This is a genomic window from Curtobacterium sp. 9128, assembly GCF_900086645.1.
Taxonomy (GTDB): Bacteria; Actinomycetota; Actinomycetes; order Actinomycetales; family Microbacteriaceae; genus Curtobacterium.
This window is the reverse complement of sequence record NZ_LT576451.1, coordinates 3,781,798-3,806,814: the sequence shown is the minus strand read 5'-3', so window position 1 is coordinate 3,806,814 and position 25,017 is coordinate 3,781,798. Positions and strand designations below refer to the sequence as shown.

The window sequence follows — 25,017 nt, the reverse complement described above, 5'->3', positions numbered from 1 at the left end:
TCAGACGCTCAAGGAGTCCCGCATGGTCAACGACGCCGATCGGCTCGCCATCGACACCGCCCGCATGCTCGCCCTCGACGCGGTCGAGGCTGCCGGCTCCGGCCACCCCGGGACCGCGGCCGCGCTCGCACCGGTCGCCCACCTGCTCTTCCAGCGGCACGTCCGCCACGACCCCTCGGATCCGGACTGGGCCGGACGGGACCGCTTCGTGCTGTCGTGCGGGCACGCGAGCATCCTGCAGTACACCCAGCTGTTCCTGACGGGGTACGACGTCTCGCTCGAGGACCTCCGGGCCTTCCGGTCGTTCGGGTCGCGGACCCCTGGCCACCCCGAGTACGGCCACACCCCGGGGATCGAGACCACGACCGGGCCGCTCGGCCAGGGTCTCGCGACCGCCGTCGGCATGGCCATGGGGCTGCAGCGGGACCGGGCTCGACTCGATCCCGGCACGGACGAGTCGCCGTTCGGACAGCGCGTGTTCGTGCTCGTGTCCGACGGGGACCTGCAGGAGGGGATCTCCTACGAAGCCGGAGCGCTCGCCGGGCACCACCATCTGGACAACCTCGTCGTGGTCTACGACGACAACGACATCCAGATCGAGGGCAGCACGACGCTCACCTCCTCTGAGGACACGGCGGCGCGGTTCCGCGCGCAGGGCTGGCACGTCGACCTGGTCGGACTCGCTCCCGACGGCGACGTCGACGTCGACGCGCTCGACGCGGCCTTGTCCGTCGGTCCGCACGCGGGGAAGCCGCACCTGGTCGTCCTGAAGTCCCGGATCGCCTGGCCCGCCCCGAACGCGCAGCACACCGCGTCGGCGCACGGAGCGCCCCTCGGCGCCGACGAGGTGGCGGCGACCCGGCGTGTCCTCGGCATCGACCGCGCGCCGTTCGACGTGCCGTCAGCGGTGCTCGACACGACGCGGGCCGCCGTCGACCGAGGCCGACGACTGCACGCAGCGTGGGACGAACTCCACCGTGCATGGGCCAGCACGCACGTCGACGCGGACCGTGAGCGGAGCCGCGCCCGGTCCCGACGGCTCCCCACCGCGCTCGCCGAAGCACTTCCGGTCTGGGACGCGGGCGACACCCTCGCGACACGCGATGCCTCCGGTGCGACCATCCAGGCGCTCGCGTCGGCGATGCCGGAGCTGTGGGGTGGGTCCGCGGACCTCGCCGAGCCGAACCGCACGGCGATCGTCGGAGGTGGTTCGTTCCTGCCGGCCGACCGCACGGGTCGCAACGTGCACTGGGGCGTCCGTGAGCACGCGATGGCCGCTGCGATGAACGGGATCGCGCTCGTCGGGGGATCGCGGTTCTTCGCGGGGACGTTCCTCGTCTTCAGTGACTACCAGAAGCCGGCGATCCGCCTGGCTGCGCTGATGCAGCTCCCGGTCACGTACCTCTGGTCGCACGACTCGGTCGCCCTCGGAGCGGACGGGCCCACCCACCAGCCCGTCGAGCACCTCGCCGCGCTCCGTGCCCTGCCGGGGTTCGCAGTCGTCCGTCCGGCCGATGCGAACGAGACCGCCGCCGCGTGGCTCGCGATCCTGGAGCGGAACGCGCCAGCCGGTCTCGTGCTGGCGCGGCAGCCGTTGCCCGTCGCATCGACCCCGGCCGGTGCCGTCCGCGAAGGAGTCGCACGAGGTGCCTACGTGGTCCGCGACGACGAGGGGGCCGACGTGGTGATCATCGCGACCGGCAGCGAGGTCGCGCTGGCACTCGCGGCAGCCGATGCCGTCGGCCTGCCCGTGCGGGTGGTGTCGATGCCGTCGCGCGAGTGGTTCGCCGAGCAGGACGCGGAGTACCGCGAACGGGTCCTGCCGAGCGACCGGACCGCGCGCGTGGTCGTCGAGGCCGCGAGCACGTTCGGCTGGGAGGGCATCGCCGGTCCGCGCGGGATGGTCGTCGGGATCGACGGGTTCGGCCTCTCAGCACCGGCCGACCAAGCACTCGCTGCTCGGGGGATGACGGTCGAGCACGTGGTCGATGCGATCAAGACAGTCGTCGCCGCGCACGTCACCGCCTGAGCGCACGGCATCGACCGGGCGGCGTGTGGCAGGCTCTGACCAGGCAGTCGGGAGGGGACCGCGATGGATGAAGCACTCATGTACGACCTCTGCAGCCGCGCACGCCTCGTGCAGGTCCGGTCCGTCAGTTCCGACGCCGGGCTCCGAGGGCTGACGGACTTCATCGCCGCGGCGGCCGACTGCCCCGACCGGTACTCGCACGAGCAGCTCCTGCAGATCATCCAGGCCGCACCACGACCCATCGGGTTCCGCTACGGGATCCGTCGGGTCGAGGCGATCAGCACGGTCAGGACCACGGCGCCCGAGGACTTCTCCGTTGAGGAACGGAGCGAGTACGAGGCCGCGCAGGCCGCGTTGCGCCGGGCCGTCGGCCGCGACTCCGGCGAACCCGCGACCGGGGTGGTCGGCGTGGTCCGGAACGTCGTCGAGCAGTTCGCCCTCCGCTGGTTCTGATCGGCGGCCGTGGGGCCGCCACGGATCGGACGGGAGGCTCGGTGCCGGTCGGTAGGGAGCCTCCAGTCAGAAGCGGGTCGAGCCGCGGAGCTGACGCGGTCGACCGTCGGGATCGACCGCCAGGCGCGTCGCCGGCCGCGCCCAGAGGCGCTGCAGCGCCGACACCGGCTCGGGTTCGTGCCGCCGGATGCGACCTGGAGGGCGCTCGCCGGGGCGGCCGTCCTCCTGCCAGTGGTCGAGCGCGCGGGCACGGGTGCGCCAGAGCGCCAGGAGTTCGGCCCCGGAGCCGATCAGGCTCGGGTCGTCCGGTGTCGTTGCGAGGTGTTCGGCCCAGAGCTGCAGCCGGAGGTCCCGGGCGAGTGAACCGTCGCCAGTCGAGGCGTCCACGACGGCACAGGTGAGTTCGCTGTCGGACGTCCACGACCGGCGGTTGAAGTTGTCCGACCCGATCGTGAACCACTGGTCGTCGACGACACAGATCTTTGCGTGGATGTAGATCGGCCGACCGGACTCGTGCTCCAGGTCGAACACGCCGACCCGGTCCGGCGCGGTCCGACGGAGGGAGCGCAGCGCCTCGATCTGTCCGAGCCGGCTGGGCGGACCACCGAGCGGGCCGTCGGAGTTCGGGTACCGCGGCACCAGGATGATCACCCGGAGGTCCCGGTTCCGCTCGAGGGCCTCGGCGATCCCGGACGCGACCTCGCGGGACCACAGGTACTGGTCCTCGATGTAGAGCAGGGACTCCGCCTTCGAGAACGCCTTCGCGTAGGCGCGGGCGATGCTGCGCTCACCCTCCGGCGCGAAGGGGAACGGCGGGCGCTTCACCCCGTAGGTGCGCAGCAGCTGCACGGCGTGGTCACCGGCACGGGGCGGCGGGGGCGTTCGCTCGGGCAGCGGCTCCGGCCGACGGGGCATGTGCGTGAGGCGCTGCAGCAGCATCCGGTACGGCAGGCTGCGGTCGAGCGGGTGCGGGTCGTCCCACCGTTCCGCGAACACCGCCAGCACGTCGGCCACCACCGGCCCGCGGAGCTCCATCGAGGCGTCGTGCCACGCCGGGCGCTCGCCGTACCTGGCGTCGATCGAGACGGGCTGCGGGTCGCCCTGGTGTGCGGCGTCGTCGCGGCGGCTGTGGCAGAGGTCGATCCCGCCGACGAACGCCACGTCCCGCGAGGGGTCGTCCCGGTGCTGGATCACGAAGAACTTCTGGTGGTGCGACCCGAAGACGCGGACGCGCTGGTCGAGGAGGACCTCGCCGCCTGCGTCGTTGATCTTCCGGCCGAGCAACTCGTTCGAGCGGGCGCTGATCGATGCCGAGACGCGTTCGCCGTGGGACCGCCAGATCAGGCCGCGGACCTCGATGCCGTCCCGTGCGCGTTCGGCGAGCAGGTCGCCGATGGTCGGGCCGTCCGGCAGGAGCCGCTCGTCCGCGTCGCCGCGCCAGTCCGTGAACCACACCCGGTCACCCGGTTGCAGCGCGCACAGTTCCGCGTGGATGCGCTCGAAGTACGGGGCGCCGTGGACGAGCGGGCGCACCGCGTTGCCCTCGGACCACGGTGCGGCGTCGTCCCCGCCGGCGTGCACGTCGGTGGCGAGGTTGCCGCGTTCATCGCGAGCGAGGAACCAATGACGCGGATCGGTGGGCACACCCGAACACTACGGGCGGCGGTCGTCCGCTGTCCGGCGACGGGCGGCGTCGGTACATCGAGTGCGCAGACGTGGGGGAGTGCTCGCGTCGCACGTCCCCATTTCTGCGCACTCGATCTCCTCGCGCGGGCGGCCAGCCGGAGCCGGGGCCGCCCGCCGCCCGCGGCCCGCCGTCCGCCGCCCGCCGCCGGCCGCCCGCGGCCCGCCGTCAGAGATACTTGACCGCCGACAGGATGATGCCGGCGATGGCGACGACCCACACGTACGGCAGCACACGGAGCATCACGGCCTGCGGTGAGACGCCCGCGTACTGCGACGCCCACACCGTCTGGGTGCTCGTCGGGTCCGCGACACCGAACACCTGGTTGTACGAGGTCATCAGCCCGAGGACGGCCATCGGCGAGTAGAAGCCGATGGCGGTCATCGCGCCGGCGATCCCCGCGCCGAGGCCGAAGATGTTGAGCGGGCCGCGGTACAGGCACAGCGGGACGAGCACCGAGAACACGATGACGTACAGCCAGATGTTCGTCGGCGCGACGGCCTCGACGATCGGACGGAGTGCTGCGACCGAACCAGGCAGGCCCACGGCGGCGAGGAGCATGCCGATCGCGATGAACAGCGTGATCGGCGGAGCGGCGACCTTGAACCCGTCGTAGAGCGACCGCAGCATCGTGGTGCCCCAGAGCGCCGGTCGGGTCGTCGTGACGACGGCGAACAGCACACCCGCGAGGAGCGACGGGATGATCGGTACCTGCAGCACGAGCGCCAGGACGATCGGCACGAGCGGGGTCAGCAGCGCGAACCACGGCGCATCACCGAGTCGTCGACGCCGGCTCGTGACGACGCGGGTTCCGTCGGCCGGGGCCGCGAGGGACCAGGCGTGCACGGTGCCGCGTCGCCGGGTCTCGACGATGACGTAGGCGACGGCGGCTGCGGCGGCGAACGGGAACAGCAGGATCATGAACGAGCGCACCTGCGGGATGGGGAGGTGCAGCGCGGTCGAGAAGAACTGCCAGACCGGCAGCTCGAACGGCACCCCGGCACCGATGCCCATCAGGATGGTGCCGGCAGCGGTGACCTTCGGGACACCCACGGCGATCATGGCGGGGATGCCGATCACGCCGGCGAGCAGGGCAGCGGGGGCCGAGCCGGTCACCGCGCCGCAGAGGGCCGAGATGACCAGCACACCGAGCGCGATCACGACGGGACGGTCACCGCCGAACTCGACGGTCTTGCGGACCAGGGTCGAGGCGATCGCGGTGTCCCGCATCAGCGAGCCGAGCCACGAGCCCAGCAGGATGGCCACCATCGTGGACGCGAGCGTGATCGCCCCGTTCTGGACCACGGTGGTCAGCACGCTGTTCTCGGCGCCGACGAACGAGGCACCACCCGCGAGCGCGATCGCCACCGCGAGCAGCACGAGGGCGAACGCCGTAGGGAGTTTGCCGGTGAGGATCAGGGCGACCCCGATCGCCATGATGACGATGATTGCGATGCCCATTGGTCAGTTCTCCTTCGGGTTCGAAGCGGAGCGCGCATCGTTGCGCGTCCGGATCGCGGCCGTCGCCGCTCGGGTGAGGAGGAGCGGGGATCGGGTGAGTCCGAGGCTCCTGGCGGCGAACGCGTGTGCGGCCACCTCGTCGGTGCCCGCGATGTAGGCGAGCCGGCGGAAGCGTCCGAGGCGGAAGACCTGGTGGTCGAGCGCCGCGCGGAGGCCACGGGAGCGGTCGGCCGTGACGAGGTGGTGCGCCCGCTCGTGCTCGACGGCCGCTGCACGCACCGAGCCGACCGGGAACAGGTGTCGCCACCCGAGCTCGTCGACGAGCCGCTCGCAGAACGCGATCGTGTCGGTGAACAGGTCGATCCGGTGGTGCCTGGAGTCGTACTGCGCGAGCAGCGCGGCGTCGAGCCCGCCGTCGTGCTCGACGATCGCCGGCGTCGAGCCAGCCGTCGAACCGGACGCCGTCGAACCGGACGGCGTCGAACCAGCCGTCGAACCGGCCAACTCGGTCCCGAACGCCGTCGCCCTGGCAGCGTGCCGCAGCAGTTCCTCGTCGCTGCGGAGCTCGTTCGTCGGCACGCCACGGAGCAGCTGCGCGCCGAGCTCGCCGTCGTCCAGGTCCTCGAGCGCGCGCATCGCCGCCGCCTCGGCCACGACGGTCACGACCGGACCTCGAGCACGGCCACGAGCGACTCCGCCCGGTCGTGCCCCTCGACCTCGGTGCGCGCGAGCGACACGAGCTGCGACTCGTCGAGCACCCCGGACAGGTCGGCGATCCGCGGCCCGACGAGCAGCTGGAGCGCCGGCGCACGGGATCCACCGTCACCGTAGGAGGTGTGCTCGGTGATGAGCCGGGGGATCGCCTCGGCACCGGCTCCCGCCGTGGTCTGGTCCACCAGCGCGTCACTCGACGCGAAGCGGATGACGCCGTCGCGGTCGAGCACGCGCACCGGGTGCTTCGGCTTCCGGAGGAAGCGACGCTCCTCCGGCGACCCGAACACGACGTGGCTGTCGGTCGCCGCGAGGACGGTCAGCGCTCGCGCGTCGACGCCCAGGCTCCCAGCGGCGACCGCGCGGAGGTCGTCCTCGGTGAGCCGTGCCGTGCGGTCCTGCGTGCGGAGCTCGGTGGCGCCCGTCGCGACGGCACGGACGGTGTTCGACTGCGGGTCGACCGTGACGTCGACGGAGACCTCGGCCGGGGCGGCGCCCTGCTTGATCACGGCCTGCTCGGCCTCGCGACGGACCGCGAGGATCTGCTCGTCGGTCGCACCGGGGATCACCCGCTCGACCTGCTCGCGGATGAGGGCGAGCGCGACGCCGATCGGGCTGATCACCTCGCTGTGGTCGGCGATCCGCCACGGCTTGCCCGCTCGTTGCCCGGTGTGCGGCGTGACCGAGGCGGCCCCACCGCCACCGCCGACGAGCTGCACCGTCTCCTCGGGGATCCGGTAGTCCTCGACCATGCGCTCGACGACGGCACGCACCGGTGCGACACCGGCATCGAGGACGGCACGTGCGGCCCCGTCGACGTCGGTGCCGAGTGCGCTCGCGAGCGGTGCGAGGGCAGCGCGAGCGACCGCCTGGTCGGCGTGCGCGTAGTCGGTGTCCGGCACCAGGCCGAGGGCGTTCGCGGCGCACGTCATCGTGATCGCGAAGCGGCCACCGGCCGCGTCGACCACGGCGTGGTCGGCCGGGTCGCCGGCGACCGGCGCGACCGTGGACAGCGTGGCGCCGTCCAGGTCGGTGAGCGTCGCGAAGCACGCGTAGGGGAGTCCCGCGATGTGTGCGCTGCGTGGGCCGACGTGCGTGACCTGCGCCGAGCCTCCAGTCCGGATCCGGACCATGGATCCGCCACCGACGCCGACGGTGCGGACGTCGAGCGCCGACAGGTAGGTCGAGCTGCCGCCGAACTCGGTGTACTGCACCGCGACCTTGCCGCGGCGGATGACCGAGATGTCGGTCGAGGTCCCGCCGGTCTCCAGGAAGACGCCGTCGGAGAGCTTCTCCTGCATGAGCGCCCCGGCGACGCCGGCGGCCGGACCGGACAGCACCGTGAGCAGTGGCCGCCGCCGCATCTCGTCGAGCGACATCACGCCGCCGTCGCACCGCATCACCATCAGCGGGGCGGTGATCCCCGCCGCGTCGATGCTCGACTGCACCAGGTCGGCGGTCGCGAACATCCGCGGCAGGATGACCGCGTTGAGCACCGCCGTCCGCGTCCGCTTGCTCAGGCCGTAGAGCGAGCTGATGTCGTGCGTCGCGGTGACGAGGAAGCCGCGGGCGCGCGCTCGTTCGGTGATGTGTTCCTCGCCGATGGGGTCGTCGACGGAGAACGGCTCGGTGACGACGATCGAACGGATCCCGGCCTGCTCGAAGCGGTCGAGGACACCGTCGACGTGCCGGTCGTCGTCGGCGCGCGGGACGTGCTCGTACGCGACGGGGAGCTTCTTGCCGTCCGCGATCTCGATCTTCGCGAGCCGTCGGAGCCGCTTCGCGAAGAAGCCGGCCGGACCGGTCCCGACGCCGATGAGGCCGACCGGGTCGACGTCGCCCTCGAGCAGGGCGTTCGTCGCCTGGGTGGTGCCGTGCGCCAGGAACACGACGTCCTCGGCAGAACGACCGATCCGTTCGAGCAGCTGGTGGAGCGCCTCGACGATGCCGTGTGCGACGCCGTCGGGGTGGTCGTGGCTGGTCGGGACCTTGGCCTGCCCGATGAGCTGCAGGGTGGCGGCGTCGATGGCGACCGCGTCGGTGAACGTGCCACCGACGTCGATGCCGATGCGCAGTGCGTTGGGTTTCACGTCGTTGTGACCTTTCGGGTGAGGTGGAGCGTCAGGGTGCGTCAGTAGCCCTGGACCGCTGGGCCAGGGTGCGTCAGTAGCCCTGGACCGCTGGCCAGCGCCGCTCGACGCCGTCGCGGTCGAGACCGGCGGCGAATGCGGCGAAGCGGTCGTCGTCGGCCTGGACGGCCTGGGGGGTGGAGTCGGTCGCGATGCAGTGGGCCGCGAGTGCGCCGGCGACCTCACCGACGTTCCACTCGACGGGGTGCAGCCGGTAGCAGCCGTTGGTGATGTGGGTGGTGCCGATGTCCTTGCCGGCAGGCAACAGGTTCGTCACACGCTGCGGGACGAGGGCACCGAGCGGGATCTCGAACGGGACGCTCGCGATGTCGACGTAGTTGTCGCCGCCGGTGGACGGGTGCAGGTCGAGCCGGTAGCTCCCGACGCCGACCGAGTCGCGGTAGCGCGTCCGGCCGGTCACGCCGACGACCTCGGCGGAGACGTCCTGCTCGACGATCGTGGTCACCGCACGGATCCGGCGGGACTCGCGGATGTAGGCGGCCTTGGCGAGACCGTCCTCGCTGCCGGTGACGTCGCCGCGCAGTCGGAGACCGGGGAAGCCTGCTCCGCCATCGGGCCGGGGTGCCTCGGTCTGCAGCCAGTACAGGACGGAGAGCGAGAGCTGTCGTGCTTCGTACAGCGCCTGCCTGGTGGTCTCCGCGTCGGCCTCGGCGTCACCGGAGGTCCCGATCACGGGCTTCAGCCAGTAGTCGTTGAGCGGCCAGTTGACGAGGCAGATGTCGGACTCGAACGCCCCGTCCACGAACAGCTTCCGCGCGACGATCCGCCGGAAGCCCCACAGCTCCTTGTCGCCGGCGTCGGCACTCTGGTCGGCGCTGACGGCGAGGGGGTCGGTGTCGGGGTTCGGCTCGAAGGTGCGCGGGTGTGCCTCGAGCGTGCGCGGGTCCGGTGCGAGGAACCCGATGAGCGGCGCCGGCCAGAAGTCCGGCTGGTACGAGCGCCAGAAGTCGTACATCTCGGGGCGCTCGATGGTGTGGTCCTCGCCCTCGTGGTGCGAGACGGCGAAGCAGAACGTGATGCCCTGCTGGTTCGCGGGGTCGGCGACCTCCGGTGCGTGCGGCTCGCCGTGCTCGTCGCGCGACTCGGCGCCGACGACGTGCTCGACGCCGGCGAGCGGCAGGACGTCGCCGGTCTCGGTCGCGTCGAGGACGAACGCGCCACGGAGCTCGGTCCGGCGACCGTCCGTCCGTTCGACGGTGACGCTCGTGACGCGGTCCCCGTCGGCCGTCGCGGCGACGGGGCGGTGGTCGAGCATGACCGTCAGGAGTCCGGCGGTGCGGTACGGCTGGAGCATCTCCTCGATCACCGCGAGCGCGACGCGCGGCTCGTGGCAGAGCTTGCTCACGCGGCCGGCACCGGGGTTCAGGTCGGCGAGCGCGGCTGCCTCGGCGCGGAGCGGGTACGCCCGGCGGTAGTGGTCGCGGATGCCGTCGCGCAGGGCACGGTAGCTCCGGGTGACGCCGAACTGCTCGACCCACGGGTGCTCGTCCGGCGGTACGGCCTGGCTGGTCAGCTGACCGCCGAGCCAGTCCGTCTCCTCGGTGAGGACGGCGCGTCGACCCGCTCGGCAGACGGCGAGCGCGGCAGCGACGCCGCCGAGGCCGCCGCCGATGACGACGACGTCGGTCGTGACGGCGTCCGTGGTGGCGTCGACGGTCGGCGGCGGTGTTGGGGTGGTTCCGGGCATGGTGGAGCGACTCCTGACGGATCGGGGCGGTTCGGGGAGTGAGCGGGGTCGGACGGGATCGGGTGCGCGCGGGCGGCCGCGTCGGCGTGCGGTCGGGCGCGTTCGGCTCAGCGCGGCGGCGGGCCGAGTGTGGTGCCGGCGACGAGTGTGCAGGCGAGGAGCTCCTGCACCGGATCCGGGGCATCGCCGCGTTGGACGGCGGCGATGCGCTCGGTGAGCGCGGCGACGGCGCGGGCGCCGAGTTCGGTCCGCGGCGCGCTGAGCCGCGTGACGTCCGTCCCGCGGTCGCGGTGACGGGTGTGCTCACCGAGCACGACGACCGACACCCTGGCAGGGACGTCGTCGGCGAGCAGTTCGAGCAGCTCCTCGCCGTCATCCGGGTCCTCGACGAGGACGACGGTCGGACGGGAGGCCCTGATCGCCTCCCACGCGTCGGCCACCGTCCGGTGGTCGGTCACCGTGGTCTCCACCAGGGCGTCCGCCGTGTCGAGCCCGGCTCCGGAGAGGGCGTCGACGATGCCGGCACGCCGGTCACGGGACGACTCGGCACCGAGTGGCAGGCGCAGCAGGCCGAACCGGGCGTGCCCGAGGTCGAGCGCACGCTGGACGAGCGCCCGCGTCGCGGCCGCGTAGTCGACACCGATGTAGGGCACCCGGCCACCGGCGGCGTCGCGACGGCCGATGGCCACGAACGGGTAGTCCGTGTCCAGCAGCCGTTCGAGCTCGTCGGCGTCCATCTCGCGGCCGAGCAGGATGCAGCCGTCCGCGAGCCGCAGGCGGTTCGACTCGTGGAACAGCCGCCGCCTGCCGTTCACGACGGGGGTGCTCGTGAACACGAGCAGGTCGGCCCTGACGTGTTCCGCGGCGCTCTCGATGCCGGTGAGCAGCGGCGTGTAGAAGTCCGACGAGCGGTTCGGGAACGCCGGCTCGTACGTGAAGACGCCGATGAGGTCGTTCGTCGCGCCGACGAGGCTCCGCGCGACCGGGTTCGCGACGTAGGTGGTCTCGCGGATGACGTCGAGCACGCGGTCCCGGGTCGCCGCCGGGATCCGACGGGTCTCGTCCGCCTTGCCGTTCAGCACGAGCGACACGGTGGACTGACTCACGCCGGCGATGTCGGCGATCATGCGCTGTGTGACGCGTGCGTGGGGTGCTGGCATGGGCTCTGCTCCGGGGCTGTCGACCTCGTCGATGAGGTAATACGGATGACCGTACGCGATATCGCTCGTTCATACGTATGAGCAGCGAAATATCTTGAAAATGATCTCCTCGCCGGTTCAGGAGGTCCGGAACCGGGCCACGAACGACCTCCCTGCTGCGCCGCCGACCGGGACCGCGATCTGCAGCCGCGGGCTCGTCGAGACCACGCGGACCTCGGTGTCGCCCGGATCCGCCGGGTCGCGCTCGAGCACGGCGCTGTCGAGCGTGACGACGACCTCGCCGGTGACGCGCTGGGTCGGGTCGCTGACGGCGACGGACAGCTGGTCGCCCTGTCGGCTGAGCACCACGGACGCCCGCTGGTCGACCTGGATGCCGGCGGCCTTCGGTGGCGTGGTGGCCTTCCAGAAGTTCGCCATCGTGACGTGGTCGGTGCTCGTGGCCGCGCCGGTCTTCCTGGTGACGGCCTGCACGTCGTCGGTGTTCGCGGCGATGGTCACGTCGGCCATCGTGGCTGCGGCCCCGGCGACCTGCGCCTGGGTCGCGCCGGGGAGCTGGATGTACGCGTACTGGGCGTCGGTCGGGTCGGTGCCGTGGTCGATCCAGAACCCGATGAACCGCCGCGAGTACGTCGTGCCGTCCTCGTACGTGCCACGGTCGTCCATGTCCGTCCACTTGCCGGCGCGGTCCTCACGCACGACCTGCACCGTGGTGCCATCCTGCGGGAAGAGGTACCCGCAGGTGCTCGGGATGTACGCCCACTTCGGTGCGAACGCGGTCGGGGTGCTCCGGACGGTGTCGAAGGTCGCGCCGTCGATGATCGGCGCGGTGCGGCCGGACGGTCCGACGTTGCGCTGTTCGACGATCGTCTGGACGACGTTGCCGTCGCTGCTCGTGATCCCCGCGCCGAGGCAGACGACCGCGTCGCCGATGCAGAACCACGACTTCCGCGCACGGAGCGGCTGTGTCTTGAACGACAGGCCCATCCCGATCGCCGCGTCGCCGTCGAGCACCGCGCCGCCGGCCCAGGTGTTCGCGACGGTGGAGCGGACGCCGACGCCGACGGTCGGGGTCTTCTGGACGACGGTCGTCCCGGGGATGCGGGTCTTGTCCGCGGTGGGCCACCACTCGTTCGCCCAGTGCCCGAGCTGGTTCGGCAGGTACAGGTAGACCGCTCCCTCGCCCTGGTACCAGCCCATCCGGTTCTCGCCGTTGGCGCACTCGTACGGCTTGATCGCGGTGGTCTCCATCGCGAACCCCATCGCGAACCCCGGTCGGCGGTGCACCGCTCGTGCCATCGAGGTCGCGACGACGGTCCTGGTCGACTCGTCGCCGACCGGCACAGCCGTGTCGGCCATCAGCGCGCGCCCGAGGACCACCGACGTGAGCAGGACCTGCTGGATGGGGACGGGGTCGTACGTGAAGAACCCCGGCTGGCGTTCCCCCGGCGTGCTCCCGGCGAACGTGTACGAGTCGTAGGCGGTGAGCCACCCCTTGACCTGGGACCGGAGCTGCTGTGCTCCCGTCGTGGGGAACACGGCGGCGAGCTGGAGCAGGACGCCGAGAACGAGCCTGCCCTGCCGGCGGTCGGTCTCGTAGAACCGGGAGATCCCGCGACCGTGGTTCATGTCCATGAAGCCGCCGCCGTAGACCCACGGGGCGAAGTTGTCCTGCGTCCAGTCGAACACCTCGGCGACCTGCGCGGTCGAGAACGCCCACGGGGTGCTGAGCGACGCGACCATCATCGAACTGAGGACCTGCAGGAGGGACAGGCCGTACCCCGCGGTGTACGCGTACGTCACGTGCTGGACGAACCCGCCGTCCGTGTACATGCCGTCGCCCGACGTCGCGTACGGGAAGATCGTCTCGAGGTCGTGGCGTGCACCGTCGATGACCGCCTGGTCGCCGCTGATCGCACCGCGCAGCATCGTCACCGCGCAGGCCCAGTTGCGGTTCGCGCCCGTCGAGGTCGCGCCGCCGGTGACCTTCGGGTCGGGTTCGTAGTGCTCGATCGCGGCCATCGCCGTGCTGATCTGCGCGGCGGACAGGTCGTCGTACATGAGCACGACGAAGTCGTTCAGCGCCAGTGGGGTCCCGATCTGCCAGTCCCACCAGTTGTCGTAGTACGACGTCGCGTCGTACTTGTGCGCGAGGAACCAGTCCAGCGCCGAGACGAGGTCGGCGCGCAGGGCGCTGTTGCCGGACAGGCTCGAGCCGGGGGAGCGCAGCGCCAGTGCGAGCTGCCGCAGTCGGTTGGCGGTGCTCGTCACGGTCGACGAGGTGGTGGGGCTCGCCAGGTCGGCCCAGAGCGTCGTGCGGTTCGCCGAGGTGTCGAGCGGCGTCGCGCCGTGCCAGAACACGTTCGCTGCCGTGGCGGTGTCCTGCACGTAGGCGACCAGGACGGGGTCGGATGCGTCGTAGTCCGCGATCAGCGTGCCCAGCCACTGCGACCGGTACCGCGCGAAGTCCGTGGGAGCTGCGGCCGCTGCTCGCCAGGGGCCCACGACGGTGTCGGCGGTCGCGAGTGCGGCGACGGCAGAGGCACCGACGATCAGGGACCGGCGGGAGAGACCGAACGAGGTGGATCGTGCAGGCATTGCGTCCTCCGGGGATCGTTCCGTGGCGGGCGGCGTTGCCCGTCACGGACCCGATGATCGACGCCTCGATGTGCTCCGGTCAAGGTGCTCATACCTATTACTCCTGCTCATCAAGATGACCGCGTCGTCGGCGCGGTGATCAGTGCGTCCGGTGTCCTGGTGCCGTACGTCGCGGGAGCCCGGCGACGTACGCCCCGAGGATCGACCCCTCGTCCACGGGGGCCACGGCCGCCGTGCGGTACAGCAGGAGTGCGTCGACGAGCCCGACCAGATCGATGGCGCACCGCTCCGGTGCGACGACGTCGATCCGCTCCAACAGGGTTCGCGCCGTGTCGATGAGTGCTGCCCGGACCGGGTCGGCCGCGGTGAGGGGTGCGCGGAGTTCCGCATCGTCCCGGAGTTCGAGGAGCAACGCCAGTCGGACGGACTGTGCCACGTCACGGGCAGCGAGGTGCTCGAGGAACCCCACCGCGATCGAGACCACCGCGTCCTCGTCGACCTGCTCGGGGATCTGCAGGGCGACGAGGTCCTCGGCGAGTTGCGACGTGATTCGGGCAACCACGAGCGCGGTGAGTTCGCGTCGTGTCGACGCGTAGTAGGACGTCGATCCCGACGGCACGCCGGCTTCTGCGTCCACCGCCCGGTGGGTGAGTGCCCTGGTTCCCCCTCGTGCCGTCAGCCGCACGCCGGCGTCGGCGAGGTCCTCGCGTCGTCCCATCACTTCCCTCTCCGTCTCTACCATCGTAGTGTTCTCTACATGTGTAGAGAACGGACTGTGTCATGCGTGCGGTAGTGGTCGGAGGGGGCATCTCCGGGAAGGCGATCGCGGATGCGGTGGCGGCGCGAGGGTGCACGGTGACGCAGCTGTCCCGGTCGACGGGGTTCGACGTCGTGCGCGACGACGTCGACGCCGCCCTGGGGGATGCGGAGGTGGTCGTCGAGGCCACCGGGCTGTTCACGACGAGCCGGAGGCGTGCGACGGACTTCTTCACACGGTCGACGCGAGCCATCGGTGCCGCGACCGCCCGACGCGGCGCGCGGCACGTGCTGCTCTCGATCGTCAACTGCACGCGACCCGAGGTGCAGGGGTACGGGTACTTCGCGGGCAAGACGGCGCAGGAGCAGGCGGCAGCCGCGGTCAGCCCCCTGCTCACCGTGGTCCGGTCGACGCAGTGGTTCGAGTTCGCGCGGCAGAACACCGAGCGGATGCGGTTCGGGCCGTTCGTGCTCGTCCCGGGCATGACGATCGCTCCCGTCTCCCTCGACGCGGTCGCCGGGGTGATCGCGGACGTCGTGGTCGGCGCGCGGACGGCCCCGGTCGTGGAGGTCGCCGGTCCCGAGACCACGACGCTGTGGGAGATGACGCGGGCCATGCGCCTTCCCGGGCTCGTGCCGGTGCCACTCCGGATCCCCGGACGGACCGGTCGGGCGTTCCGTGCGGGCGCCCTGGTGCCGGAACGTCACGTGGAGGTGGTCGGCCCCCGATTCAGCGAGTGGCTCCCGTCCGCACGGTGACGTCTGTACCCGCGGCCGTCCGGAGCGTCCGCTCCGCGTCGTCGAGGTAGTCGGTCAGCAGCGCTGACGCAGTCGAGGTGTCCCCGGCGCGCAGCGCCGCGACGATCGCGGCGTTCCGCTCCACGAACCCGGCGTGGAACGACGCGGGGTCGTCCGTCGTGAGGAACGCCAGCCGCATCTCCGCGAGCAACGAGTCCATGAGTGCGTGGACCCGGGTGCTCGGCACGGCCCGGACGAGCGCCGAGTGGAACGCGATGTCCGCGGTGCCGACGGCGCGCCAGTTCCCGGCGGCTGCTGCTGCGTGTGCGGCGTCGACGGCGTCAGCGGCGGACGCCAGCGCGGGGGAGTCCGGCGGGATCGCGCGGACCGCCGCGTCCTCGAGCACCCGTCGGGCGGCGTAGAGGTCGGCGACGTCGTCCGCGGAGAGCCGGCGGACGAACACCCCACGGTTGAACACGTGCTCCACGAGACGATCCCTCGCGAGGAGCCGGAACGCCTCGCGCAGGGTGTTCCGTGAGACCCCGAGCTGCTCGCTCAGCCGTTCCTCGGACAGCTGCGCGCCTGGGGAGAAGTCCCCGGCTGAGATGGCGGAACGGAGCCGGTCGGCGACGGACTCAGCGGTGCCGACGGTTCGGGTCATGCCGACGATCCTGGCACGATCCCTCCACAGGGCAGGCGTGTGACCGTGGTGTTACAGATCCCGGCAGGGTCTTGCGATTGTTGAACAATCGCGTCCAGACTGTCCCGCATGTTCGTCCTCATCGGCGTCGCCGTCGTCATCGTCGGGTTCGCGTTGCGTGTCAACGCGCTGCTCGTCGTGACCGTCGCGGGCATCGTCACCGCGGCCATCGGCGGGATCGGTCCCGTCGGCATCCTCGACGCGTTCGGCAACGGGTTCGCCTCCAGCCGGTCCGTCACCACCTTCGCGTTGGTCCTGCCGGTGATCGGCCTGATCGAGCGCTACGGCCTGCAGGACCAGGCCAAGCGACTCATCGCGAAGCTCGACAAGCTCACGACCGGCAGGATCCTGGCGGGCTACCTGGCGGTCCGGCAGATCACCGCGGCCGTCGGCCTGACGAGCATCGGCGGTCCGGCACAGACCGTCCGTCCGCTCGTGCACCCGATGGCAGAAGGCGCGGCGACGAAGAAGTACGGCCGGATCGACGAGCGGATGCGCGAGAAGATCAAGGGCTACTCGGCGTCGTCGGACACCGTGGGGGTGTTCTTCGGCGAGGACGTCTTCGTCGCGGTCGGCTCCATCCTGCTCATCACGACCTTCGTCGACGCGACGTACGGGCTGTCGCTCGAGCCGATCGACCTGGCGCTGTGGGCGATCCCGACGGGCATCGCCGCGCTCTTGGTGCACGGCACACGGCTGCTGCTGTTCGACCGGAAGCTCGACCGGATGGCCGCGGACATGCGGAACTCGGACACCTCGGCGAGCATCGGAGCGACCGCGTGATCACCAGCGAATGGCTCTACTGGCTCATCGGGGCGTTCTTCATCGCCGTCGCGGTCCTCATCGTGACGGACACCACGCACGCCAAGCGTCTCGGCAACGCCGGCTTCTGGGGGATCCTCGGCCTGTCCTTCTTCTACGGCACGTTCGTCACGGCGAAGACGGCCCCGGCGTGGGTGCTGGGGGCCGCGGTCCTCGTGATGGTCGCGCTCGCCGGGCTCGGCTTCACCGGCACGACGGCACGGGGCGGCCGGCCGAGCCGCACCCGGGTCGCGACCGTTCCCGGAGCGGGCGCGGGGGCGGAGACGGGGCCCGCGGAACCCACCGGCGTGACCGTTCGTCCGAGCAGTGCGACGGGCGTGCTCGCGACGACCAGCCCCGCGGAACGCGCGACCCTCGCCGCGCGGTACGGCAACCGGCTCTTCGTGCCGGCGCTGGTCGTGCCGGTCGTGGCGGTGCTCGTCGCGACGCTCGGCCCCCTCGTGTCGATCGGTGGCAAGCCGCTCCTCGCCGAGGGCAGCGCGACCCTGACCGGACTCGGCATCGGGTCGGTGCTCGCGGTCGTCGTCGCGGTGTTCATCCTGCGGCCGCCGAAGGTCGCGACGCCGTTGCGCGAGGGCGGCCGCCTGCTGCAGGCCATCGGCTGGGCAGCGCTCTTGCCGCAGATGCTCTCCACGCTCGGCATCGTCTTCACCCAGGCCGGGGTCGGCGACGCCGTCGGGACGATCATCAAGACGATCCTGCCCGGCGGCTCCCTGATCGCCGCGGTGGTGGTCTACTGCCTCGGCATGGCGCTGTTCACGATCATCATGGGCAACGCGTTCGCCGCCTTCCCGATCATGACCGCCGCGATCGGCTGGCCGGTGCTCGTCCAGGGCTTCGACGGCAACCCGGCCGCGATCTTCGCGATCGGCATGCTCGCCGGCTTCTGCGGCACCCTCGTCACCCCGATGGCCGCGAACTTCAACCTCGTCCCCGCTGCCCTGCTCGAGATGCGGGACAAGTACGGGCCGATCAAGGCGCAGATCCCGACCGCCGCCATCCTGCTCGTCGTCAACATGGGAGTCATGTACCTTGTCGCATTCTGATCTGGCCCGCGCCGCCTGGGCCGACCGCTTCGCGGCCGTCGCCGTGGAGAACACCACCCGCGAGTACCCTTACGCGGCGCACCACACGACGTCCGGTCCGGACGACCGGGCGCTCCCCGTCGAGCTGCACCCCGCGTTCGCCACGTCCTACGACTGGCACTCCTCGGTGCACATGCACTGGCTCGCAGCGCGCCTGGTCGCGTTCGGTCTGCCGACCGGACTGGAGGCACGGCTCACCTCCGTCCTGCAGGCCCACCTCAGCGCGGATCACCTCGCGACGGAAGCGGCGTACCTCCGCGGGACGCCGCACTACGAGCGCCCGTACGGATGGGCCTGGCTGATGCGGCTCGCCGCCGAGGTCACCGCATCAGAGGTCCTGGCGATCCGGTCCCTCGCGCCCGGGTTCGTCCCGCTGGTCGACGTCGTCGAGGAGCTCGTCACGAACTGGGTCGACGGTGCCGCCCACCCGGTGCGACACGGCGTGCACGCGAACTCCGCGTTCGGGCTGCTGCTCGTGCTCGAGGCGGCACGGTCCCTCGGGCGCGACGAACTCGCGGCGACGTGCGAGCGCGCTGCGCGGCAGTGGTTCGGCGACGACGCCGGGTGGCCGTTCGCCTGGGAACGCAGCGGGCACGACTTCCTGTCCGCGGGCCTGGCCGAGGCGGACCTCATGCGCGCGGTGCTGCCGGCGGCGGAGTTCGCGCGCTGGGCCCGTGCCTTCCTGTCCGAGGTGCAGCCGGGCGACGCGATCCTCAGCTCGACCACCGTCCGCGACGAGAACGACCCGCAGCAGGTGCACCTGTTCGGGCTCGACCTGTCGCGTGCCGGATCGGCCCGTCGCATCGCAGACGCGTTGGGTGACGGCGAGCCGCTCGCCGCGGTGCTCGACGACGCGGCGGATCGGCTCCTCGCGTCGGGGTTGGCCGCAAGCGTCGGCGAGGAGTACTACTCGACGCACTGGCTCGCGAGCTTCGCCTGGGACGCGATGGAAGCGCGGGAGCACGCCGCCCGCTGACGACCCGGGCGGCGTGCGTCCCGACGGGGTCAGGACGACGCCGGAGGAACCGCACCCGCCATCTCGACCTTGCCGGCGGCGGTGTCCCACGTGAAGGTGGCGTCCGCGGTGCCCGACGGGTTCGCGTTCGCGTCGGTCTGCTTCGCATACCGGTAGGTGACCGCGATCGAGGTGTCGGACTTCCGGGTGACCGTCGGCTCGAACGGGTACTGCACCTTGGTGGCGGTGCCGAGGTACTTGCCGTCGTGGAACAGCAGGATGGCGTTCGGGGAGCTCGGCGTCCCGTCGGCCACCGAGACGACGGACCACGCGAGCGCGGCGCACGAGTCGTACCCGGATGTGTCCGCGTGGGATGCGTCCCACGTTGCGTCCGGCAGGTTCGGGACCGGGCGGGGCAGGGTCGCGACCGCCTGCTGCACGGCCGTCGCAGCGGACTCGGTGCCGCACGACCCCTGTGCTGTTGCCGACGACGACGGGGACGTCGGGGGAGTCGCGTGCTGCGTGGCGGTCGTGGTCGTGGCGTCGGCGGTCGACGTGGCGGTCGGGGACGCTGTCGGGGTGCCGGTGCCCGAGCAGGCGGAGAGTGCCGCCAGGGTTGCGGTGGCGGCGAGGAGACTGAGACCGATCCGGATGGTGCGCATGTCTCCACGGTGCGCGTCCTGGCGGCCTCGCGTTCCTCCCTTCGTCGGAATCACCGCGGTTCGCGGTCAGCCCGATGGTGGAACCGGCTCGCCGGTGCTCGGATCCGTGAAGCCCGTCGCGAATGCGAACACCACCGCCTGCACGCGGGTCTTCGTGCCCGTCTTCGCGAAGACGCTCGAGATGTGGCTCTTCACGGTCGCGGTGCTGAGGAACATCTCGCTGGCGATCTCCCCGTTGCTCAGGCCGCGGGCGACGGCGCTGAGGACGTCACGTTCGCGGTCACTGAGCGACGCCAGAGCGGCTTGCTGGACCGCGTCGGCCCGCCGAGCCGGAGCGGGGGCGATCGACTGGTCGATCAGCGCACGCGTCATCGCCGGGTCGATGAGGGAGTCCCCACGGGCGGCGGCGCGGACGGCGGCGCCGATGAGGTCCGGTCCGGAGTCCTTCAACAGGAACCCGGAAGCACCGGCTGCGATGCCGTCGAAGAGGTACTGGTCGTCGTCGAAGGTCGTGATGAGGACGACCGCGCAGGCCTGTGCGGCGAGGATCCGCCGCGTCGCACCGATGCCGTCGAGGCCGGGCATCCGGATGTCCATCACGATGACGTCGGGCTCGGTCGCGAGCGCCGCCCGCACCGCGCTCTCGCCGTCGTGCGCCTGGCCGACGACGTCGATGTCGTCCTCGGCGTCCAGCATCGTCGCGAGGCCTGCTCGTGCGATCGCCTGGTCGTCCACGACGAGTACCCGCAGCGTCATCTGGTCGTCTCCTTCTGAGAGGGGGTGATCATCGGGATCGTGGCCGACACCGACCACCCCGACCCGTCCCCGTTCGGTCCGGCGACCACGCCGCCGCCGAACGTACCGGCCCGTTCCCGCATCGAGGGGATCCCCGAGCCGCCTCGGGGCACGCTTGGGAACCGCTCCTGCTTCGGACCAGGGTCGGTCACGTCGATGGTCCAGGACCACTGCTGCTCCTGCACCGTGATGCAGATCGTCCGCGCGGACGAGTGCAGCATGACGTTCGTCAGACTCTCCTGGACGATGCCGAGGATGGCGGCGCGTTCGCGCTCGGGGACCTCTCCACGGACCGTCACGCTGCTGTCCACGTCGTACCCGATCGCGCGGATCCGTTCGGAGAGGGCGAGGAGTTCGTCGGTGAGGCTGCCGAGTGCCGGTGCCGTCTCCGGGGGCACGCGGAGGACGCGGACGACCGAGCGGATGCGCGCGAGGACGTCCTGGCCGCCCTCGGCGACGACCCGCATGGCGTCGACGAGCTGTCCGGGGTCGCGGTCGGCGATCCGCAGGGAGGACTGGGCGTGGATGACGAGTGCGGCGACGTGGTGCGCCACCTCGTCGTGCACCTCGCGGGCGACGCGGGTGCGTTCGCGTTCGGCGGCGTGCGCGATCGTGGCGGCCTGCAGGCGTGTCAGCTCGCGGTTCTGTTCGGCGAGCTGCGCGGTGACCCGCCGTTGCCGCCGGAGCATCACGGCGACGAGCACGACGAGCGCGCAGCCGATCAGTTCGCCGAGCAGCACCGACCGATCGGTCCCGGAGTCGATGAGGGCGGCCTCGGACCACGGACGGTGTTCGGTGGCCAGTTGCACGACGTCCTTCCACGGCACGATCGTCAGGACCGCGAGCGTGCCGAACGTGGCAGCGGGGGCGATCACCGGACCGCCGTTCGAGATGATCAGGAAGGTGACGAGGGCGAGCGGGATCAGCGCTTCCGGCGGCCGGACGTACAAGCCGTACATCTCCTCAGGCAGCGGAGCGAGACAGACGTACGCCGTGAAGGCGGTGAGGTTCGTCAACGTCTCCAACGGCCATCGCACACAGGTCGCCGCGGCGACGGCGGCGGCGACCCCGAAGAACACGTACCCGGGGAGCCCCTGTGGGTACCAGGCCAGGTGCAGCGCCACGGCGAGTCCGACGAAGTACGCGGCGGTGCCCGCTGCGATGACGACGAGCCGTCGTCGCGAGGGTCCCCGGAGCAGGACCATCGGTTCGCGTCGCCGTCGCACGGGTCTCACGCTAACGCCGGACGGATGCGTTGCAGCTGTCGGGCCCGAGCGTCGGCGAGGAGGACGAGCAGCGCCTCCTCGGACGGCACCCCACGCGGTGGCTGCGGGAGCGGCGTCGGATCCAGACACCGTTCCAGGAGGGCCTCCACGATCGCCGCCCGCCCCGTGATGTCTGCGCCGTCCAGCATGCCGGGCAGGATCCGGACCTCGATGGTGTCACGGGGCGGGGTGTCGGTCAGGAGCGCGGTGAGGTTCACGTCGAGGTACTTCGTGAGTCCGAGCGTGCGGACTGCTTCCTGCAGTCGCGGCCAGTCCGCGCCGGACCGCGACTCGGTGTCGACCACCGTGGTGAGGGCCTCGGGGAGTGCGCCGGTCCGGACACAGTGCGGGTTCGTCCCGAGGGCGGCGTGCATCCCGCTGCGGTACCCGGTGAACAACCGGACGACGTTCGCGAACGCCGGGACGCTCCGGAACGGACCGGCATCCAGGTGCAGGTGGACGGCTGCTTCGACCGGGACCCGGAAGCCGAGCGCCCGCGCCGGTCCGAGCAGTGCCTCGAGCGCTTCGGTGTGCCCGGAGCGGATCGGTGGCGTCACGATCTCGCACGGTCGTTCACGCCCCGGTGCGACCGCGGTCGCCATGGCGATGCTCGCTCCGGCGCGGTCGCGGACCCGTCGCACCGCGCCGACCGTCTCGACCGGGACGTCGAATACCCGGGCGATGCCGTCCAGGACGTGTTCGAAGCGTGTCTGCGCGCCGGTGGTGTCCCCGGCGAGCCGGAGGAGCCGGAGGTCGTCGGACAGGATCCGGAACGCGTCGGGGTCCGGATCCGGCCGACAGAGCGGGCACCCCTGGTGGCCGGTCTCCCCGCACCGGGCGGCGAGCTGGTCGCGTCGGATGTCCTCGACGATCGTGATGTCGTCGACCAGGGTGGCGAGTTCGGTCCCGGTCGCGTCGTCGATCCGGTACCCGGGTGTCAGGTGCCAGAACTGGCCCATGCCCGGTACGAGCGACGGCTCGGAGTCGACGTGGAACACCCGGAGGACACTCCCGCCGTGTTCGTCGGCGATGCGCTCTGCCAGTGCACGGCGACTGCTGCCGACCGGGGCGAGCAGTTCGATCTCGAATCCGGTCCGCGTGGTGAGGGCGTCGGGGGCGGGCACGCTCAGACGGGCAGTGCGTCGCCGGCGAGGAGCGCCTGCCCGGCACGGACCTCTGCGCTGTACGTCGAGGGGCTCTGCCAGAGCGCCGCGAGTCGGGCGGCGTCGCCCTCGTCGTACCCGCTCGCGGTGAACGCCCGGGCCTCTTCGGCCTCGGTGTAGGTGGTCGGGGCCAACGGCACGGGGAGATGGGCGAGCATCTTCGACCCGAGCTTCGACTTCACGGCGTAGACGTCGGGCACGCCCCACTGCACGGCGAGCCCGAGCGCCTGTCGGAAGTCGCCGTAGCCGAGGAAGAAGGCGTCCCGCTGCTGCTCCGGCGTGAACGGGTAGCTCGCGGCGTCCCCCGCCGCGAAGGGCAGCGCGGTCCCGGTGCGGAGATCGGCACCCGCTCGGCCCTTCGCCGTCGCGAGGTCGGTGCCCCACACCGCGGCCAGTGCGACCGCGTCGTCCGCGTAGGGCGACGCCCGGAACCGCGCGATGTCCGCATCGCCGTACTGCACCTTCGGCACGGGTGTCGGCTGGGCAGTCGGAATCGAAGCGTGCGCCGACGTGCGTTCCGGAGCGGCGAGCGCGCCCACGGAACCGAGGCCGACGAGCGATCCGGCCACGGCGCAGGCGACCGCCACGGTGGCGGCAGAGCGTCGGAACGCCGCTCCGGTGGTGTTCCGGGGGCCGGTCTCGCGGTTCGACATGCAACGCTCCTCGTCCGCTCGACGGCTCGTCCGCCAGCGACACGTCGACACTACGAGCGCCGTCCCGGGCCGGCAACGCGGACGGAGCGATTCAGACCATCGGTCCCGGATCATCGACCAAAGGATGATCCGGCGTCCGCCGGCGCTGGTCGAGACTGACGACATGCACGATGAGGGGTTCGCAACGGGGACGATCCGGTGACGCGCGGAGGGGTACCCGCTGCGCGACACGGTCGGCAGCGACGGCACGGCACGCTCGGACCGATGGTCAAGGCCGTCGCCGCGGTCGCCGCGATCGGCTTGGTGAGCGTCGGTTCCGTCGCCGCGATCGCGTCGTGGCAGGTGGTGCGCGATGCGAAGCCGACGGTCTCGCTGGCCATGCCCGGCAGCCACCAGACCCGTGCGCCGCAGCTGACGGCCGCGAGCGGCGAGGTGAACATGTTGCTCGTCGCGACCGACACCCGCGACGGGCAGGGCGCCGGGTTCGACGACGCCGCGAACCGCCGTGCGAGTTCGGGTGTCGGGCACAACGACTCGAACCTGCTCGTGCACATCTCCGCGGACCACACGAACATGGCGGTCGTCAGCTTCCCGCGCGACCTCGTGGTCCCGATCCCCGCGTGCGAGAACGACCAGGGCACGGTCACGCCCGCGGTCCCGGCCGCGATGCTCAACACCGCGCTCGGCCGAGGGGGTGAGCAGCACGGGCTCGCCTGTGTCGCGAAGACGATCGACCAGCTCACCGGGCTCCAGATCGGCTACGCCGGCATGATCACCTTCGACGGCGTCGTGGCGATGGCGGACGCCGTCGGTGGGGTCGAGGTGTGTCTCGCGACCCCGATCCACGACACCGACGTCACCCCGGCCCTCGACCTGCAGGCGGGCGACCAGGAGCTGAACGGTGCCGAGGCGGCCGCGTTCCTCCGGTCGCGCTACGGGGTCGGTGACTCCAGCGACCTCGCCCGGATCAGCAACCAACAGACCTTCATGGCGGCGCTGGCGCGGCAGACCGTGTCCGCCCACACGCTGACCGACCCCGGCAAGGTCCTGCGGCTCGCCACGACGGCGTCGAAGCACATGACGCTCTCCGACACGCTGGCCGACCCGACGACGCTCGCACGGCTGGCCCTCGCCGTGAACTCCGTCGGGCTGTCGAACATGTCCTTCGTCCAGTACCCGGTCGTCGACGACCCGACGGATCCCGCGCGGGTCCTGGTCGCGAAGGGGCCGGCGAGCACCCTGAACGCCGTGCTGCAGCACGACCAGCCGGTGGTGCTCGGAGCGGAGAGCCTCGGTCGTTCCGCAGTCCGCGACCCGTCGGCCCCGCCGTCGGGAGCACCAGACGGGTCGGCCGCACCGGGGGGAGCAACAGCACCAGGGGGATCGGCACCAGGGGGATCGGCTCCGCCCACCTCGTCGCCGCTCCCGGCCGACGTCTCCGGGCAGAGTGCGGCCACCGTCACCTGTGCGGCGAAGCGCTGACGCGAGTCGGT

21 protein-coding genes are annotated in these 25,017 nt (G+C 71.6%); 7 read left to right on the top strand and 14 right to left on the bottom strand.

The genetic code is table 11. From position 1 onward, the window contains the following. Window positions 1-22 precede the first annotated feature (22 nt). Both tkt and QK288_RS18155 read left to right on the top strand, forming a co-directional pair. The gene (gene tkt, locus QK288_RS18160; protein WP_281265672.1) at window positions 23-2,029 is read left to right on the top strand and encodes a transketolase; all 2,007 of its coding nucleotides are present in this window, start codon (window positions 23-25) and stop codon (window positions 2,027-2,029) included. Window positions 2,030-2,092: 63 nt separating this feature from the next. Continuing rightward, complete coding sequence (locus QK288_RS18155; RefSeq protein ID WP_281265671.1) at window positions 2,093-2,482, top strand: hypothetical protein; 390 nt, start codon at window positions 2,093-2,095, stop codon at window positions 2,480-2,482. A gap of 66 nt (window positions 2,483-2,548) precedes the next feature. Here the strand turns inward: QK288_RS18155 and QK288_RS18150 are convergent, their stop codons facing one another. The 8 genes from QK288_RS18150 to QK288_RS18115 all read right to left on the bottom strand — a co-directional run bounded on the left by QK288_RS18150 (window position 2,549) and on the right by QK288_RS18115 (window position 14,648). Then, window positions 2,549-4,126, bottom strand: coding sequence for a phospholipase D-like domain-containing protein (locus tag QK288_RS18150; protein ID WP_281265670.1), 1,578 nt, complete (start codon window positions 4,124-4,126; stop codon window positions 2,549-2,551). A gap of 208 nt (window positions 4,127-4,334) precedes the next feature. Continuing rightward, window positions 4,335-5,627: a hypothetical protein gene (locus QK288_RS18145; protein WP_281265669.1), complete on the bottom strand. Its 1,293-nt coding sequence runs from the start codon at window positions 5,625-5,627 to the stop codon at window positions 4,335-4,337. A 3-nt stretch (window positions 5,628-5,630) separates the two neighbouring features. Continuing rightward, a complete protein-coding gene (locus QK288_RS18140; RefSeq protein WP_281265668.1) occupies window positions 5,631-6,290 on the bottom strand; it encodes a hypothetical protein in 660 nt (219 codons plus the stop codon). Continuing rightward, entirely contained in the window at window positions 6,287-8,428 is a 2,142-nt protein-coding gene (locus tag QK288_RS18135; protein ID WP_281265667.1) for a hydantoinase/oxoprolinase family protein, read from the bottom strand. The genes QK288_RS18140 and QK288_RS18135 overlap by 4 nt, the downstream gene beginning before the upstream one ends. Window positions 8,429-8,501: 73 nt before the next feature. After that, window positions 8,502-10,175, bottom strand: coding sequence for an FAD-dependent oxidoreductase (locus QK288_RS18130; protein ID WP_281265666.1), 1,674 nt, complete (start codon window positions 10,173-10,175; stop codon window positions 8,502-8,504). Between the two features lie 107 nt (window positions 10,176-10,282). Further along, on the bottom strand, window positions 10,283-11,335 hold the full coding sequence (locus tag QK288_RS18125; RefSeq protein ID WP_281265665.1) for a LacI family DNA-binding transcriptional regulator: 1,053 nt from the start codon (window positions 11,333-11,335) through the stop codon (window positions 10,283-10,285). Between the two features lie 117 nt (window positions 11,336-11,452). Continuing rightward, window positions 11,453-13,930, bottom strand: a complete 2,478-nt coding sequence (locus QK288_RS18120; RefSeq protein WP_281265664.1) for a polysaccharide lyase 8 family protein — start codon at window positions 13,928-13,930, stop codon at window positions 11,453-11,455. 139 nt (window positions 13,931-14,069) lie between these two features. Next, entirely contained in the window at window positions 14,070-14,648 is a 579-nt protein-coding gene (locus QK288_RS18115; protein WP_281265663.1) for a hypothetical protein, read from the bottom strand. A 62-nt stretch (window positions 14,649-14,710) separates the two neighbouring features. On the opposite strand from QK288_RS18115, the gene QK288_RS18110 reads away from it, so the two are divergent. Beyond that, window positions 14,711-15,445, top strand: a complete 735-nt coding sequence (locus tag QK288_RS18110; protein WP_281265662.1) for a hypothetical protein — start codon at window positions 14,711-14,713, stop codon at window positions 15,443-15,445. Here the strand turns inward: QK288_RS18110 and QK288_RS18105 are convergent. Then, the gene (locus QK288_RS18105; RefSeq protein WP_281265661.1) at window positions 15,417-16,085 is read right to left on the bottom strand and encodes a GntR family transcriptional regulator; all 669 of its coding nucleotides are present in this window, start codon (window positions 16,083-16,085) and stop codon (window positions 15,417-15,419) included. The genes QK288_RS18110 and QK288_RS18105 overlap by 29 nt on opposite strands. 108 nt (window positions 16,086-16,193) lie before the next feature. On the opposite strand from QK288_RS18105, the gene QK288_RS18100 reads away from it, so the two are divergent. The 3 genes from QK288_RS18100 to QK288_RS18090 are packed head-to-tail and all read left to right on the top strand — an operon-like array spanning window position 16,194 to window position 19,007. Continuing rightward, the gene (locus QK288_RS18100) at window positions 16,194-16,907 is read left to right on the top strand and encodes a DUF969 domain-containing protein (RefSeq protein WP_281265660.1); all 714 of its coding nucleotides are present in this window, start codon (window positions 16,194-16,196) and stop codon (window positions 16,905-16,907) included. Further along, the gene (locus QK288_RS18095; RefSeq protein WP_281265659.1) at window positions 16,904-17,992 is read left to right on the top strand and encodes a DUF979 domain-containing protein; all 1,089 of its coding nucleotides are present in this window, start codon (window positions 16,904-16,906) and stop codon (window positions 17,990-17,992) included. The genes QK288_RS18100 and QK288_RS18095 overlap by 4 nt, the downstream gene beginning before the upstream one ends. Next, window positions 17,979-19,007, top strand: a complete 1,029-nt coding sequence (locus tag QK288_RS18090; RefSeq protein WP_281265658.1) for a DUF2891 family protein — start codon at window positions 17,979-17,981, stop codon at window positions 19,005-19,007. Before QK288_RS18095 ends, QK288_RS18090 begins: the two co-directional genes overlap by 14 nt. A gap of 29 nt (window positions 19,008-19,036) precedes the next feature. Here QK288_RS18090 and QK288_RS18085 read toward each other — a convergent pair whose 3' ends face one another. The 5 genes from QK288_RS18085 to QK288_RS18065 all read right to left on the bottom strand — a co-directional run bounded on the left by QK288_RS18085 (window position 19,037) and on the right by QK288_RS18065 (window position 23,524). Further along, window positions 19,037-19,648, bottom strand: a complete 612-nt coding sequence (locus QK288_RS18085; RefSeq protein WP_281265657.1) for an LppP/LprE family lipoprotein — start codon at window positions 19,646-19,648, stop codon at window positions 19,037-19,039. Between the two features lie 66 nt (window positions 19,649-19,714). After that, complete coding sequence (locus QK288_RS18080) at window positions 19,715-20,404, bottom strand: response regulator transcription factor (RefSeq protein WP_281265656.1); 690 nt, start codon at window positions 20,402-20,404, stop codon at window positions 19,715-19,717. Continuing rightward, window positions 20,401-21,669 carry a histidine kinase gene (locus QK288_RS18075; protein ID WP_281265655.1) on the bottom strand — a complete coding sequence of 423 codons (1,269 nt, stop codon included), beginning with the start codon at window positions 21,667-21,669 and terminating at the stop codon, window positions 20,401-20,403. The genes QK288_RS18080 and QK288_RS18075 overlap by 4 nt, the downstream gene beginning before the upstream one ends. Before the next feature lie 5 nt (window positions 21,670-21,674). Further along, window positions 21,675-22,832, bottom strand: a complete 1,158-nt coding sequence (locus QK288_RS18070; RefSeq protein WP_281265654.1) for an amidoligase family protein — start codon at window positions 22,830-22,832, stop codon at window positions 21,675-21,677. 2 nt (window positions 22,833-22,834) lie between these two features. Beyond that, on the bottom strand, window positions 22,835-23,524 hold the full coding sequence (locus tag QK288_RS18065) for a hypothetical protein (RefSeq protein ID WP_281265653.1): 690 nt from the start codon (window positions 23,522-23,524) through the stop codon (window positions 22,835-22,837). 264 nt (window positions 23,525-23,788) lie between these two features. Here QK288_RS18065 and QK288_RS18060 point away from each other — a divergent pair, with 264 nt between their 5' ends. Beyond that, window positions 23,789-25,006, top strand: a complete 1,218-nt coding sequence (locus QK288_RS18060; protein WP_281265652.1) for an LCP family protein — start codon at window positions 23,789-23,791, stop codon at window positions 25,004-25,006. The last annotated feature ends 11 nt before the right edge of the window (window positions 25,007-25,017 follow it).

Coding starts and splice junctions, on each gene's coding strand:
- QK288_RS18080 (WP_281265656.1), bottom strand. CDS start 20,404: ATGACGCTGCGGGTACTCGTCGTGGACGACCAGGCGATCGCACGAGCA.
- tkt (WP_281265672.1), top strand. CDS start 23: ATGGTCAACGACGCCGATCGGCTCGCCATCGACACCGCCCGCATGCTC.
- QK288_RS18125 (WP_281265665.1), bottom strand. CDS start 11,335: ATGCCAGCACCCCACGCACGCGTCACACAGCGCATGATCGCCGACATC.
- QK288_RS18130 (WP_281265666.1), bottom strand. CDS start 10,175: ATGCCCGGAACCACCCCAACACCGCCGCCGACCGTCGACGCCACCACG.
- QK288_RS18115 (WP_281265663.1), bottom strand. CDS start 14,648: ATGGGACGACGCGAGGACCTCGCCGACGCCGGCGTGCGGCTGACGGCA.
- QK288_RS18120 (WP_281265664.1), bottom strand. CDS start 13,930: ATGCCTGCACGATCCACCTCGTTCGGTCTCTCCCGCCGGTCCCTGATC.
- QK288_RS18065 (WP_281265653.1), bottom strand. CDS start 23,524: ATGTCGAACCGCGAGACCGGCCCCCGGAACACCACCGGAGCGGCGTTC.
- QK288_RS18100 (WP_281265660.1), top strand. CDS start 16,194: ATGTTCGTCCTCATCGGCGTCGCCGTCGTCATCGTCGGGTTCGCGTTG.
- QK288_RS18155 (WP_281265671.1), top strand. CDS start 2,093: ATGGATGAAGCACTCATGTACGACCTCTGCAGCCGCGCACGCCTCGTG.
- QK288_RS18105 (WP_281265661.1), bottom strand. CDS start 16,085: ATGACCCGAACCGTCGGCACCGCTGAGTCCGTCGCCGACCGGCTCCGT.
- QK288_RS18110 (WP_281265662.1), top strand. CDS start 14,711: ATGCGTGCGGTAGTGGTCGGAGGGGGCATCTCCGGGAAGGCGATCGCG.
- QK288_RS18085 (WP_281265657.1), bottom strand. CDS start 19,648: ATGCGCACCATCCGGATCGGTCTCAGTCTCCTCGCCGCCACCGCAACC.
- QK288_RS18060 (WP_281265652.1), top strand. CDS start 23,789: ATGGTCAAGGCCGTCGCCGCGGTCGCCGCGATCGGCTTGGTGAGCGTC.
- QK288_RS18145 (WP_281265669.1), bottom strand. CDS start 5,627: ATGGGCATCGCAATCATCGTCATCATGGCGATCGGGGTCGCCCTGATC.